Below are 12,940 nucleotides of genomic sequence, written 5' to 3'. Positions count from 1 at the left end.
GGAGAGTGGTTTTAATCGTTGAAGCGAACGAAGCGCAGGCGCGCTGGCGGCCGGGGTGGCGCCGGTCGGTGTAAGGTGAGAAACGCGAACGGAGTCTGGGAGCGGACACTCAGAATCAGCGCAGGCAGCAGAAACAGGACGGCCCAAAGGGCGTGTTCGAAGGTGGGCAAGGTCTGTGCGGGGGGCAGTGCTGTGGCGCTGTGTTCGCAGTATTGCAGGCAGCCGCTGGCATGCTGCTCATGACTATTGTCATGGCCAGCGCTGCTGGTGATTTCATGGGCGGCGTTCAGATCATGGGGCGGCAGGCTAAGACAACCCTGGCTCGCCGCTACCGCAAAGGCTAACAGCCACAGTGCGAGCACTTGGCGGATCAGCAGCGGTAGATGGGTGCGGAGCCCGTGCATGTCTGGTATCCGATCTGAGGGTTATTTTGAGCGTAGCCCTGTGTAGGGGGCTGTCGTTGATCTATATCAAGTGGCGCCCTTTACGTTACTCCGCGGCCATTTCCATCTCTGGACTCAACGTCCCCAGCCAGGCCACCAGCCCAACAATCAGAACGGCCGCAGCCAACTCCATCACCACACTGCGCCGCAGTGCATTCGCCGCTACCCAATACTGCCCGTTGCGCAACGACCTCTGCAAAAACGGTCCAAGGTGAAACCGGTTCAACGCGGCGAGCACCAGCATCCCTGCAAACAAGGTGACTTTGATAAACAGCAAAATCCCGTAGGTGCTTAGAAATAAGTCATCAAGCTCCAGCCCAACGATGAAGAGGTAGTTCACAACACCCGTGACGGTGATGACGACCACAATCAACGCGCCCACCACTTCAAACCTTGTCACTGCGCGGGCCAGCAGCCGGATGCGCTCTTCGGTTTGCAGAACATTGGCTTTCGCCATCAACGCAAGCGCCACTAGCGCTCCCAGCCACACTCCTGCGGCCAGCAAGTGCAGGATGTCGGTGGTGAAATGCCAGACACGGCGGATGCCTTCATCCATCGCGCCATGTCCGTTCCAGGCGAGAGAGGCGAGGGCGATACCGCCAGCAATCGTCGCAACCAGCAAGCCAACGCCAGGGGCACGATGATTGAGCATCACCGCCAATCCACCAACAACCAGTGCGACGATACGCACGACCCAGGCCAGGCCCATGTCCGTTTCCAACACCATCATCTCGAGGTGTGGACGTAACTCGGCAAAGGCCGTTTCACCGCTCATGGCGCTCGCCATCACTACCATGCTCGCAATAGACAACAGCAACCCAAGCGCCGCCGTCCCCGCCAGCATCAACCGAAACGGTAACACCGCGCCTGACACGCGTTCCCGCCCTTTAAGGCTGTACAACCCAAACAGCGGCAAGCCCAACAGCAGCATCAAATCCACATACAAGCCAAACCGCAGGGCAATGCCGATCGAGTCGCTCATTCATCACTTCACTTTGAACGTAACATTGCCGGTAATCGGGTGAGTGTCCGAAGACACCGCGCGCCATTCGACTTTGTAGGTGCCGATGGGCAGTGGCGAAAGCGGGGTGATGACCATGGTTTTCGGGTCGCCGCCGCCGGAGACTTTGGCTTTCATCGGCATGGGGGCGTGGGCCATGCCGGGCATTTCGGTCATGACCAGTTTCGCGCCGGAAAACTGGGTCATGAGATTTTCGGAAAAGTGCAGTTCGATTTTGGCGGGTGCTGCGCCTACTGCACCTTCAGCGGGGGTGGAGGACAGTAATTTCGGGTGGGCTTGAGCGAATGTGCTCAGCAGCAGTCCCAAGGCAACAACGGTGGTTTTGATCATGCGCATGCGAGGCCTCTTACCGTTTTCAACGGTTGGTTTTTGGTTTTTTGAGTTGAAGCGTTTAAAACCACAGCCGAACGCCGAGGACCAGGCGCGCTTCGCTGCGATCCTCACCTTCATCATTGGCGTAATCGGCGGTTTTGCCGTAAGTGCGGTTCCAGGTCACGCCAATATAGGGCGCGAACTCCCGGCGGATTTCGTAGCGCAGCCGCAGGCCGGCCTCGGTGTTGGATAAGCCGGAGCCGATACCCCGCTGTGGATCGTTTTTGCCATAGAAGTTGAGTTCGGCAGTCGGCTGCAGAATCAGCCGATTGGTCAACAGGATGTCGTAGTCGCCTTCCAGTCGTGCAGCGGTTTGGCCGCCCTCACCGATGAAGGCCGTGGCTTCGGTTTCAAAGTTGTAAAGCGCCATGCCTTGCACACCGAAGGCGGCCCAGGTTTGTGGGGCACCGGGTTTGAAATCCTGGCGCACGCCACTCACCACGTCCCACCATGGGGAGATCGCATGGCCCCACAGGGCCTGGATTTCGGCGTCTTCGGTCTTGCCGTTGGTGCGTTCGCCTTCGGAGCGCAGCCACAGACGGTCGATGTCGCCGCCGATCCAGCCTGACAGATCCCAGGCCAGGACGCTGCCGTTGTCCGCGTCCTGCCATTCGAGTTTGTCGGCAAGGAAATAATAGTTGAGTGCGGTGTCATGCACGCCGTGGCCGGTCGGGCTGGCATACACGGCGGCGCGGTCGGCGTCGGTCAGCGTCGGGATCGGCGTGCGGCTTTCAGTCGGCGCGGCGGGCTGCATCTGGCCGTCATCCATGCTTTGCATCTGGCTGTGGTCCATGCCGGTCATCTGGCTATGGTCCATGCCCTGCATGTCGTCAGTGGCGGCCATTGCCGAAGAGAGCGTCAGGCCCGCGGTCACGAGTGCTAAAGATATTTGAGTCAATCGGGTCATGGGATGCGCCTCATTCTTCCACGCGAACTTCACGGAACATGCCCATTTCCATGTGGTACAGGAGATGGCAGTGATAGGCCCAGCGGCCGAGCGCATCGGCGGTGACCCGATAGCTGCGCCGGGAGCCGGGCGGCATGTCGATGGTGTGTTTGCGCACCATGAACTCGCCATTCTCGTCTTCGAGGTCGCTCCACATGCCGTGCAGGTGAATGGGGTGGGTCATCATCGTGTCGTTGACCAGCACAATCCGGACGCGCTCGCCGTACTTGAGGCGCAGCGGCTCGGCGTCCGCGAATTTCACGCCGTTGAACGACCAGGCGAATTTCTCCATGTGGCCGGTGAGGTGCAGCTCAATGGTGCGGCCGGGTTCGCGGCCGTCCGGGTCTTCGAAGGTGCTGCGCAGGTCGGAATAGGTCAGGACTCGGCGTCCGTTGTTGCGCAGGCCCAGTCCGGGATCGTCGAGCTTGGGCGAGGTGGACATGGCTTGCATGTCCACCAGCGGGTTGTCCTTTTCCGTCTCTGGATGAGACTGCATGCCGGCCATGCTGCTGTGATCCATGCCTGCCATATCGCCCATGCTGCTGTGGTCCATGCCGCCCATGCCCATGTCATCCATGGTCACTAACGGTCGAGGGTCCAGGGCCGGGATCGGCGCCAACAAACCTGGCTTCGTTGCCAGCGTACCCCGTGCAAAACCCGTGCGATCCATCGATTGCGCGAACAGCGTGTAAGCCGCTTCGGTCGGCTCGACAATCACGTCAAACGTCTCTGCCACTGCGATGCGAAACTCGTCGACGCTCACCGGTTTGATGTGCAAACCGTCGGCTGCGACTACCGTCATTTTCAACCCGGGGATGCGCACGTCGAAGTAGCTCATGGCGGAGCCATTGATAAACCGCAGCCGCAGCTTTTCGCCGGGGCGGAATACACCGGTCCAGTTCATGTCCGGCGCCTGGCCGTTCATCAGGTAGGTGTAAGTGGCGCCGCTGACGTCGGCGATGTCCGTGGGGTTCATCTTCATCTCGGCCCACATCGTTCGATCCGCGACGGTGGCTCCCCAACCTTTTTCGCTGACGTCATGGATGAAATCACCCACGGTGCGCTTGTTGTAGTTGTAGTAATCCGACTGCTTTTTCAGCGTCTTCATCAGGCCGACGGCGGTTTCGTCGGTCCAGTCGGTCAGCATCACCACGTAATCGCGGTCGTACTGGAATGGCTCTGGCTCCTTGGCATCGATGACCAGCGGGCCGTAAACGCCGGACTGTTCCTGAAAGCCCGAATGGCTGTGATACCAGTAGGTGCCATTCTGCCGGACTGTGAATTGGTAGACGTACAGGCCGCCCGGTTCGATGCCGTGAAAACTCAGGCCCGGTACGCCGTCCATGTTGGCCGGCAGCAAGATGCCGTGCCAGTGAATGGACGTGTCGACTTTGAGCTTGTTCCTCACCCGCAACGTCACCGTGTCGCCTTCGCGCCAGCGCAGCAGGGGGCCGGGAATGCCGCCGTTGATGGCCATGGCGGTGCGCGGGTTGCCGGTGATGTTGACCGGGGTTTCGCCGATCGACAGATCGAAGTCGGTGCCCGTCAACACCTGAGGTTCGCCAGGGCCGGTGATTGCCCAGACCGGCGTGCGCCATAAGCCGAGGCCACCCAGCAGTCCGCCTGCGGCCAGCCCTTTCACGAAGGTGCGTCTTGTAGTGTTGGAATGCATGCCGTTGTGTTCCCTGTCCGTCAGCTTGGAGCTAGCTTGACGATGAGGCTACCGAGCGGTGCCTTTCAGAAGGCTGAGGCTGAGATTACAGTTTTGACAGTTTCACCGATGTAGGCTCGGTGAAGCAGGAGGGAGGCACCACTGGACGGGCGCCTATTCTTAAAGGTGTTTTTTTGGCGCGGATGTATCAGCCACCGTGCCGCTGCCACAATTGATATACGAAGAAGACTTCAGCCAACGCTGATCCGGATAGTAGGAAAACAACAGTTGGCCTCCCTTCATCGAATCAATCAGCCGACGAGCGACCGCTGGTCTGACCGCCGGGCAGCCGAGGCTTCTGCCAATACGTCCATTCGCACGGGCCAGGACCGGACTCACATAAGGCGCGCCATGAATCACGATGGCCCGGTCAAACGCGTTGTCATTGAAACCCGGCTCCAGGCCTTCCATGCGTAGCGAGTAACCGTTCTGTCCGACATAGCTCTGCTGGGTGCGATACAACCCGAGGCTGGTAGCGAAGCTTTCATTCTGGTTGGAGAAGTTGACGGCCATGTTTTCGCCGCTATTGCGTCCATGGGCGACCAGTTCATGAAACAGCAACTTGCGCTTCTTTAAATCGAACACCCATAAACGTTGCTCGGTCGAAGGCAGGGAATAATCAATAACCGCAAGTCTTTGGACAGGCGCTTTGCCTTGAGCGATGCTGCATTGCGAGGCGCGAACGGCGAGGTTGATGACGTTGGCGTTAGCTTTCGGGGCCGCTTTGATGAGGGCGGCCGCGAGCGAATCGGCGTAGGCTGACGGTACGGACATTGCAGTCAGTAGCAGGGCCGGAAGTAGATAGCCAAAACGTAGTGGCGCCATATAGATGTCTCATCATGTTAAGTTCGAGTCTAGCAGTGCGTTGCAAGCCGGGCGTTGAATGCGGGGGATTAAGGATTATTCATGGTGCTTTTAACAAGGTTATTCGTCATAAGCCGCGTATTTTTTATGGGCTTTCTGATAAGCGGCACAGCACTTGCGCAAACGTCGTCGATTGAGCCGCTAACTGCGCCAACCTCCATTATCGAGGCCGCAGCGGACGATAACGTCGGTCAAGCGATTCAGGCCTCGCTTGAACCGTTGAAAACCGCATTTCCGCCGCTGCTGACCGCACCACGCAATCGGCGGGTGGATGTCAGTCGTCTTGTCATGGATTTTTATACCCATCGTGCCTATCGCGCGGCGTGGACCAATGACAGCGATGTCGCGCAATTGATCGCCAGCCTGAACGCGACTGAGGCCGACGGCTTGACCCCGGCAGACTTTCATATCGATGAATTGGTCCGGTCGCAAACCACGATGCAGACGACACCGGTGACGCCCGAGCAGCGGGCGGCGTTCGATATGGCGACCACGCATACGTTTATCACCGCGCTGCTGCAGTTGCGGCGGGGCAAGGTCGACCCTTCGCGGCTCGACATTCACTGGAATTTTGATTCGAATGGCGTCGATCCACGTGACGACGTCAATGCTTTCTTCGCCGCGCTCGACAATCACGACGTGGCGAAGGCTTTTGCCCAGGCACCGCCGCAAGAAGCGGTGTACGTCGGTTTGCGTCAGGCCCTGGCGCAACTGCGCGGTATTCGGGACCGGGGCGGCTGGCCGAAAGTGGTGGTCGATCATTCGCTCAAACCGGGCATGGACGAACCGGCGGTCGCGCAATTGCGCGCGAGGATGGTCGCGGCCGGTTTTCTCGATCCGCGATTGATCCACGGCACCCAGTACGACGGCGCCGTCACCGCCGCGGTGAAAAAGTATCAGAACGAGCAATACCTGAGTGCGGACGGCATGGCAGGGGCGACAACACTGGCAGCGCTGAACGTGCCCGTTGATGCGCGCATCGACCAGGTCCGCGTGAACATGGAGCGTGCACGTTGGCTGCTCTACAAACTCCAGGGCACATTCGTCATCGTCGATATCGCCGGCTACAAGGTGGCGATGTACCGCGATGGCGTGCCGATCTGGCGATCCCGGGTGCAGGTCGGTAAAGCGGCGCGCAATACGCCAGTCTTCCAGGCGCAGATTACCTACATCACGTTTAACCCGACCTGGACAGTGCCGCCGACGATCCTCAAGGAGGACGTGTTGCCGAAGATCCAGAGCAACCCCGGCTACCTCGCCGCCAATCGCATTCGAGTGCTTGATCGCGAAGGCAATGTGCTCGATCCATCGAGTGTGGACTGGACCAACCCACGCGGCCTCACGTTGCGCCAGGACGCCGGGCCTGACAGTTCGCTGGGCCGGGTGGTGATCCGCTTTCCCAACGACTATGCGATTTACCTCCACGACACACCGCACCGCGAGTTGTTTGCAAAAACCATCCGCGCGACCAGCTCGGGCTGCATTCGGGTAGAGAATCCGCTGCAGCTTGTGGAATTGTTGTTCAACGACCCGGTCCGGTGGAACAGCGAAGGTATTCAAAAGCAGTTGGCCAGCGGCAAGACCGAGAACATTCGGCTTCCGGTGAAAGTGCCGGTGTTGCTGGCGTACTGGACCGTGGATTTGGGCAGCGACGGGCGAGTGGCGTTCAAGCCTGATGTGTATGGCTACGATGCGCCGGTGTTGCGGGCGCTGAATCGGCCGTCGCCGATGCCAGTGCTGGATTTGCATTCGGCGGTGGGATCGGTGGTGGCGGCGGGACCGGCGCGGCAGTAGGGGATTGGACTTGATAGTAAGTCCGTCCCCTTTCCGGTGTGGGTGATCTGTCTTCGTTGTTCGTCTGGGTGTTAAAGCTGCAGGCCTTCCTGCACCACCGAAAGTAAATTGTTCTCCGTCAACGCAACCGCATCCAGTTGCTGTCCGGCCTGCTCAATCACCTGCAACCACCAATGTGTCTCGCCATCCGCGTCCGCTGTGCGCAACAGCGCGAGTTCTTTGCCCGTCGAGTGAATCTCGACACGCCCAGCGCCATCTTCAGTGAAGCGCGCAACAGGGTCGAAGGTAATGCCGTGCTCATTGCCTTCGATCAGAAGCTGGTCGATCGCGTAATCGAAAGTCGCACCCTCTGAATCGCACTCGAAGACATGTGTCGGATTGCGTCGCAGAATCAGGCCTACCTCAGTCAGCGGCTTCAGCCACGCCTCGATCTGCTCATACAACTCGTAGACTTGGCCGGGCCAACTGTCGATCATCTGATCTGCGCTGGTAGACCGGGTCTGTTTCAACTTCGCCGCGAGTTCGTCTGCCTTACTCATTTCGATTCCCTGTCGTGATGTAAGAGTAATCGTAGCTCCTTCACTGCTATCCGCGCTTTGCCCTGCGTCATGTCAGCGACACAAGCGTGACAAATCATTTCTATTCACACTCAATTGCCCAAGACCGCCAACTCCTCCCGCAAAAACTCCACCAAATCCCGCTGCAACCCGGTCAACGCGCCCTCGCGGCTGATCAACGCCAGCTCCGTCGGTGGCAACTCCGGCAAATCGGTGCACACGCTGTGCTCCGGCAACACCGCCGAAGCCGGCAGCACGGACACCCCCAGCCCCGAAGCGACTGCCGCCTGGATACCGGTCAAGCTATGGCTGCCAAACGCCACGCGCCAGGGGCGCTGTGCCACGTCCAGCAAGCGGATTGCCCGCTGCCGATAAATGCACCCTTGCGGAAACAACGCCAATGGCAACACGCCGTTGGCCGAGTCCACCCCCGCGCCTTTGACCCACACCAGCACTTCCGGCCACGCCGCCCAGCACGGTCCGCTGTCCGGTTCGCGTTTGACCAAGGCGATGTCGATCTCACCCGATGCGAGTTTCTGCTTCAGATCCGTGCTCATGCCGCTGACGGTTTCCAGCCGGGCGTGCGGGCGGGCGCGATTGAAACCGGCAAGGATCAGCGCCATACGCCTCGCATCAAAGTCCTCCGGTACGCCGATGCGCAGGATCTCCAGATCCAGGTCGCTGGCCAAGGCTTCAACGGCTTCAGAGGACAGGGCCAACAAGCGTCGGGCATAGTGAATCAGCAGTTCGCCATGCTCGGTGACGGTGACGTTCTGGCCAGTTCGGTCACGCAGGAGCAGGGAATGACCGACCAAAACTTCCAGCTTGCGAACCTGTTGGCTCACCGTGGATTGGGTTCGGTGCACGCGTTCGGCAGCGCGGGTGAAGCTGCCTTCATCGACCACGCAGACGAAGGTCTTGAGCAATTCAAGATCAAGCATGGCGATCTCCTTGATATTTGATTTCCTACTGACTAGTCGACATTAATTTAATTTCACACTATCACTAGCGGCTCGTAATCTGAAGATCACCCTTCAGAGGATACAAACATGACACTCGAAAATACCCCGCGTCCCGAATGGCTAACCTTCGATTGTTACGGCACGTTGATCCAGTGGGATGAAGGCCTCAAGGCCGTGGTCGCCGACATCCTGCACGACAAGGGCGACCACAGCGTTGAAGCCGATCGCCTCATCGAGGTCTACGACCGGCATGAACATCGGCTGGAGCAGACTCCACCGCATCGCTCGTTTCGCCAACTGAGTACGCTCGGGTTGCAGCTCGCCCTGGAGGAGTTGGGGCTGACGAGTCGGCCCGAAGACAGTCAGCGGTTGGCCGGCGCGATTCCGCGGATGCCGCCGTTCCCTGAGGTGATCGAGACCCTCGCGAAACTCAAGGCAATGGGTTTCAAACTGTGCATCGTCTCCAACACCGACGACGACATCATCGCCGGCAACGTCGCGCAACTCGGGGGGCATATCGATCGAGTCATCACTGCGCAACAGGCCGGGGCCTACAAGCCGAATCCGCGCCTGTTTGACTACGCTCATGAGCAGCTCGGTGTCAGTCGAGATCAAGTAGTGCACATCTGCGCCAGCCCGACACTGGATCACACCGCCGCCCGAGACATGCACTTTCGTTGTGTATGGATTGACCGTGGCACCGGTCGGCAATTGCTGCCGGATTACCGACCCGATGAGATATTGAGCACGCTGGATCAGGTCGTGCCTTTATTCACTTCCCTCGGCTGGTAACAAAACACGGAGACCTCGTCATGGCACACACCCTTGCAGGCGGTTCGCGTTCCGCGCGTTATGCCGATCTCAACCTCGATTCACATGCCGTCATTACCGCCCGCACCGAGTTGGCTGCGTGTTTTCAACTGGCCGCGCTGCATGGCCTGGAGGAGGGCATCTGTAACCATTTTTCGGCGATGGTGCCGGGCCGGGATGATCTGTTTTTTGTGAATCCCTACGGGTACGCATTCGCCGAGGTGACGGCGCAGAATCTGCTGGTGTGCGACTTCCACGGCAATGTCGTGGACGGCGAAGGACAGCCCGAGGCGACCGCGTTTTACATCCATGCCCGACTGCACAAACAGCTGCCGAGGGTGAAAGTGGCGTTCCACACTCACATGCCTCACGCCACGGCGTTGTGCTTGCTGCAAGGTCCGCCGCTTTTGTGGCTGGGCCAGACGGCGCTGAAATTTTACGGCCGCACGGCGGTGGACGAAAACTACAACGGCCTGGCCCTCGATGAATCCGAAGGCGACCGGATCGCCAGTGTCATGGGCAACGCTGACATCCTGTTCCTCAAGAACCACGGGGTGATTGTCGCGGGGCCGACCATCGCCGAAGCCTGGGATGATTTGTACTACTTGGAGCGTGCCGCGCAAGTGCAACTGATGGCCATGGCGACCCAGCGCGAACTCAAACCGGTGCCCCACGACATTGCCCGGCGGGCCTACGAGCAAATGCGCCTGGGCGATGCCGAAAGTGCTCGGGCGCATTTGCACAGTGCGATGCGGCGGCTGGCCAAAGGACAATTGCCCCACACTAGCGGGTAGACTAAGCTCACAAAAATTAAGGGCTTTGGGCCTTTGCCCATGCCTTGCCCTTACAGGACGAGCTTTTGCCTATCCTCACTCAAGACCCGCAGCAAACTCCTGGCGGCGCTTTGAAACGGTTATCTCTGCTCAAGGCAGCGGTGCTGTTTATCGCGACGGTGTGCCTGTGTCTCTGTGGTCTGCTTTATCTGCAACTGGAGCAATCGCGGCGCCACGCGCTGGACGTGGCGCAAGTCGCGTCTTCGAACCTGGCTCGCGCCATGGCACAGCAGGCCGAAGACACCTTTATGAAAGCCGACCTGGTGTTGACCAGTCTGGTGGACTGGATTCAGGTCGATGGCTACGGCGCGGCACAAAAGCCACGCTTGCAGAAAACTTTTGCCCGGCGGGCGCAGGCGCTCGACCAATTGCACGGGATATTTCTGTTCGACAAGCAAGGGCAGTGGGTCGTGACGTCGTTCGATGATTTGACCCGCGGTCCGGGCGTGTCGGATCGAGAGTACTTCACGTTCCACCAGCAGAACGCATCCACCCTCGCGCACATAGGGCCGGCGGTTCGCAGTCGGGAAAATGGAGAGTGGATCATTCCGCTCTCCAAACGGGTGAACGACAAGAACGGCAACTTCCAGGGCGTGGTGTTGGCCGGAATCAAAATGGCCTATTTCGATCAGTTCTTCAAAAGCTTCAGCATCGATGACAACGGCTCGATGTTTTTGGCGCTGACCGACGGCACGTTGCTGGCGCGAAGGCCGTTTGTGGAATCACAGATCGGCACGTCCCTGGCCAAGGGCGAAATCTTTCATAAACTCTTGCCCAACGCGCCCGCCGGCAACGCGATGATCAGCTCGGTGATCGATGGCGTTGTACGTTTGTATGGCTACCGTCAACTCGACGCCTATCCGCTGGTGGTCTCGGCGGCATCGTCCAGGGATTCGATTCTCAAGGATTGGTACGACACCGCATTTCAATCCTGCGTCATCGTTGCCTTGGTGGTGCTGGGTGTCGGTCTGTTCGGTTGGGTGTTCGTTCGCCAGGTGCGCGTCGGCGTACGGGTCGAGGCCGATTTGCGCAAGGCCAAGGAAGCACTGAAGCTGATCGCGACTCATGACAGCCTGACGGGCCTGGCCAATCGCCGACTGTTCGAGCAGGCGCTGGACATCGAGTTTGGCCGAGGCGCCCGGCAGTCGAGTTCGCTGAGCCTGATCATGCTCGATATCGATTACTTCAAACGCTACAACGATGCTTACGGCCACGTCGCAGGGGACCACTGCCTGGCGGAAGTGGCGCGTGCGGTCAAGGGTTGCTGCCACCGCAAAGCAGACCTGGCGGTGCGTTATGGCGGCGAGGAGTTTGCGGTGCTGCTGCCTGACACCGACATTCACGGTGCGTTGGTGATTGCCGAACAGATCCGCCGCAGCGTCATGGACAAGAACATCACTCACAACGGTTCACCCACGGGATATGTGACGGTCAGTCTTGGCTGTTACGCGTTCGTGCCGACCGGGCGTGACAGCATCGAACTGTTCATCGAACGAGCGGATGCGGCGTTGTATCAGGCCAAACATTCCGGTCGAAACCGTGCATCCGTGTTGTCGCTGGAGGGCGGCGTGGAGGCGTTGATGCGCTCAGACCGTTGAGACACTTTGTGCCGTTGTTTCAGCCCTGCAACAGTCGCTTGTCCGTCTGTCTACCTGTCAGATCCGTCTGTTTTCATCGTCTAGAGTTCCGGTAGCCCTGCCGAACCCGGCGGGGCTCCCCACAGCACGGACGATCGCCAAAATGTTGATAACTCGAGCATTGACAGCCGTTGCTTTAACCCTCGCAGTTTCCATTGTTTGGCCGCAGGTCAGCCAGGCTCAATCGAAAGTCACGCCGCAAGAAGCCAACGCCTTTGTGACTGTGCCGCAGTACCCATCCGAAGATTTCAAAGAGGTGGTGCAGTCGAACGTCGACACGTTGTATTCCATTGCCTGGCTCGATTTGACCCAGGAGCCGCTCGTGATTACCGCGCCGGACACCGCCGGGCGTTTATACGTGTTGCCGATGCTCGACATGTGGAGCGATGTTCTCGTCTCGCCGGGTGGGTATGCGACGGGCACACAGGCCGGTGAGTTTCTGGTGACGCCACCGGGATGGACAGGAACGGTGCCGGCCGGGCTGAATCATTTGCCGGCGTCCACGCCCTTTGTCTGGGTCGTCGGTCGCACCGACGTCGGCGGGGCGGTTGACTATGCGACGGTGAACAGGATTCAGGCGGGCTACACCGTGACGCCGTTGTCGCAGATTGGTAAAAAAGCCGAGCCGGTCGCTATCCATGCTCCAGTGGTCACGGCGGGTCGATGAGCGCCGATACCCTCGGCGTTCAGGGCTGTTACGTTAAGTGCACTCAATAGAAAGCTGCCGACGATTTCACCTCATTGGCTGCTTCTACGTGTCCAGCTGCCAGTCCCGCCTCCCGCACCGCCGGTTCCCCCACCAGCAGCTCCCGTGCCGCCGCCTGCACCCGAGCCGCTGGCACCGGCATTTCCACCATTGCCCTCTCTGGACGATCCGTTTCCGCCTGTGCCCCGCTCAGGGGTATATCGCCCAGAGGGTTGGTCTGGATAGTTGTTGGGGGTCATGATTGAGCCGCCGCGATACCAGGAACCGGTCTCGGTCGCGTCGGT

General features: G+C 59.4%; 13 protein-coding genes. 5 read left to right on the top strand and 8 right to left on the bottom strand.

What is annotated here, in order from left to right:
• Positions 1-11: 11 nt before the first annotated feature.
• From HP062_RS10150 to HP062_RS10125, 6 genes are all read right to left on the bottom strand, one after another.
• The gene (locus HP062_RS10150; RefSeq protein WP_102594041.1) at positions 12-404 is read right to left on the bottom strand and encodes a hypothetical protein; all 393 of its coding nucleotides are present in this window, start codon (positions 402-404) and stop codon (positions 12-14) included.
• An 85-nt stretch (positions 405-489) separates the two neighbouring features.
• Positions 490-1,425 (bottom strand): copper homeostasis membrane protein CopD, encoded by a 936-nt coding sequence (gene copD, locus HP062_RS10145; protein ID WP_010456112.1) that lies wholly within the window; start codon positions 1,423-1,425, stop codon positions 490-492.
• Positions 1,426-1,428: 3 nt separating this feature from the next.
• The gene (copC, locus tag HP062_RS10140) at positions 1,429-1,800 is read right to left on the bottom strand and encodes a copper homeostasis periplasmic binding protein CopC (protein WP_010456110.1); all 372 of its coding nucleotides are present in this window, start codon (positions 1,798-1,800) and stop codon (positions 1,429-1,431) included.
• 55 nt (positions 1,801-1,855) lie between these two features.
• Positions 1,856-2,743 carry a copper resistance protein B gene (locus tag HP062_RS10135; protein WP_083376262.1) on the bottom strand — a complete coding sequence of 296 codons (888 nt, stop codon included), beginning with the start codon at positions 2,741-2,743 and terminating at the stop codon, positions 1,856-1,858.
• Positions 2,744-2,753: 10 nt separating this feature from the next.
• The gene (locus tag HP062_RS10130) at positions 2,754-4,454 is read right to left on the bottom strand and encodes a copper resistance system multicopper oxidase (protein ID WP_172791365.1); all 1,701 of its coding nucleotides are present in this window, start codon (positions 4,452-4,454) and stop codon (positions 2,754-2,756) included.
• 159 nt (positions 4,455-4,613) lie between these two features.
• The gene (locus HP062_RS10125; RefSeq protein WP_172791364.1) at positions 4,614-5,318 is read right to left on the bottom strand and encodes a murein L,D-transpeptidase catalytic domain family protein; all 705 of its coding nucleotides are present in this window, start codon (positions 5,316-5,318) and stop codon (positions 4,614-4,616) included.
• Between the two features lie 81 nt (positions 5,319-5,399).
• Here HP062_RS10125 and HP062_RS10120 point away from each other — a divergent pair, with 81 nt between their 5' ends.
• A complete protein-coding gene (locus tag HP062_RS10120; protein ID WP_172791363.1) occupies positions 5,400-7,151 on the top strand; it encodes a murein L,D-transpeptidase in 1,752 nt (583 codons plus the stop codon).
• Positions 7,152-7,222: 71 nt separating this feature from the next.
• Here HP062_RS10120 and HP062_RS10115 read toward each other — a convergent pair whose 3' ends face one another.
• Positions 7,223-7,690, bottom strand: coding sequence for a hypothetical protein (locus tag HP062_RS10115; RefSeq protein WP_010456100.1), 468 nt, complete (start codon positions 7,688-7,690; stop codon positions 7,223-7,225).
• Positions 7,691-7,800: 110 nt separating this feature from the next.
• The gene (locus HP062_RS10110) at positions 7,801-8,649 is read right to left on the bottom strand and encodes a LysR substrate-binding domain-containing protein (RefSeq protein ID WP_145306008.1); all 849 of its coding nucleotides are present in this window, start codon (positions 8,647-8,649) and stop codon (positions 7,801-7,803) included.
• Between the two features lie 108 nt (positions 8,650-8,757).
• Between HP062_RS10110 and HP062_RS10105 the strand changes: the two genes are divergently transcribed.
• The 4 genes from HP062_RS10105 to HP062_RS10090 all read left to right on the top strand — a co-directional run bounded on the left by HP062_RS10105 (position 8,758) and on the right by HP062_RS10090 (position 12,617).
• Positions 8,758-9,462, top strand: coding sequence for a haloacid dehalogenase type II (locus tag HP062_RS10105; RefSeq protein ID WP_077750254.1), 705 nt, complete (start codon positions 8,758-8,760; stop codon positions 9,460-9,462).
• Between the two features lie 20 nt (positions 9,463-9,482).
• Complete coding sequence (locus tag HP062_RS10100; RefSeq protein ID WP_102594046.1) at positions 9,483-10,274, top strand: aldolase; 792 nt, start codon at positions 9,483-9,485, stop codon at positions 10,272-10,274.
• Between the two features lie 65 nt (positions 10,275-10,339).
• Complete coding sequence (locus HP062_RS10095) at positions 10,340-11,911, top strand: GGDEF domain-containing protein (protein WP_010456092.1); 1,572 nt, start codon at positions 10,340-10,342, stop codon at positions 11,909-11,911.
• 142 nt (positions 11,912-12,053) lie between these two features.
• Positions 12,054-12,617: a DUF1254 domain-containing protein gene (locus HP062_RS10090; protein ID WP_172791362.1), complete on the top strand. Its 564-nt coding sequence runs from the start codon at positions 12,054-12,056 to the stop codon at positions 12,615-12,617.
• Positions 12,618-12,940 lie beyond the last annotated feature (323 nt).

It is taken from the genome of Pseudomonas sp. B14-6 (genome assembly GCF_013260315.1).
In the GTDB taxonomy this organism is placed as follows: Bacteria; Pseudomonadota; Gammaproteobacteria; order Pseudomonadales; family Pseudomonadaceae; genus Aquipseudomonas; species Aquipseudomonas mandelii.
The sequence above is the reverse complement of the archived record's forward strand: the minus strand, read 5'-3'. Positions and strand labels throughout refer to the sequence as shown.

Coding starts and splice junctions, on each gene's coding strand:
- HP062_RS10150 (WP_102594041.1), bottom strand. CDS start 404: ATGCACGGGCTCCGCACCCATCTACCGCTGCTGATCCGCCAAGTGCTC.
- copD (WP_010456112.1), bottom strand. CDS start 1,425: ATGAGCGACTCGATCGGCATTGCCCTGCGGTTTGGCTTGTATGTGGAT.
- copC (WP_010456110.1), bottom strand. CDS start 1,800: ATGCGCATGATCAAAACCACCGTTGTTGCCTTGGGACTGCTGCTGAGC.
- HP062_RS10135 (WP_083376262.1), bottom strand. CDS start 2,743: ATGACCCGATTGACTCAAATATCTTTAGCACTCGTGACCGCGGGCCTG.
- HP062_RS10130 (WP_172791365.1), bottom strand. CDS start 4,454: ATGCATTCCAACACTACAAGACGCACCTTCGTGAAAGGGCTGGCCGCA.
- HP062_RS10125 (WP_172791364.1), bottom strand. CDS start 5,318: ATGGCGCCACTACGTTTTGGCTATCTACTTCCGGCCCTGCTACTGACT.
- HP062_RS10120 (WP_172791363.1), top strand. CDS start 5,400: ATGGTGCTTTTAACAAGGTTATTCGTCATAAGCCGCGTATTTTTTATG.
- HP062_RS10115 (WP_010456100.1), bottom strand. CDS start 7,690: ATGAGTAAGGCAGACGAACTCGCGGCGAAGTTGAAACAGACCCGGTCT.
- HP062_RS10110 (WP_145306008.1), bottom strand. CDS start 8,649: ATGCTTGATCTTGAATTGCTCAAGACCTTCGTCTGCGTGGTCGATGAA.
- HP062_RS10105 (WP_077750254.1), top strand. CDS start 8,758: ATGACACTCGAAAATACCCCGCGTCCCGAATGGCTAACCTTCGATTGT.
- HP062_RS10100 (WP_102594046.1), top strand. CDS start 9,483: ATGGCACACACCCTTGCAGGCGGTTCGCGTTCCGCGCGTTATGCCGAT.
- HP062_RS10090 (WP_172791362.1), top strand. CDS start 12,054: ATGTTGATAACTCGAGCATTGACAGCCGTTGCTTTAACCCTCGCAGTT.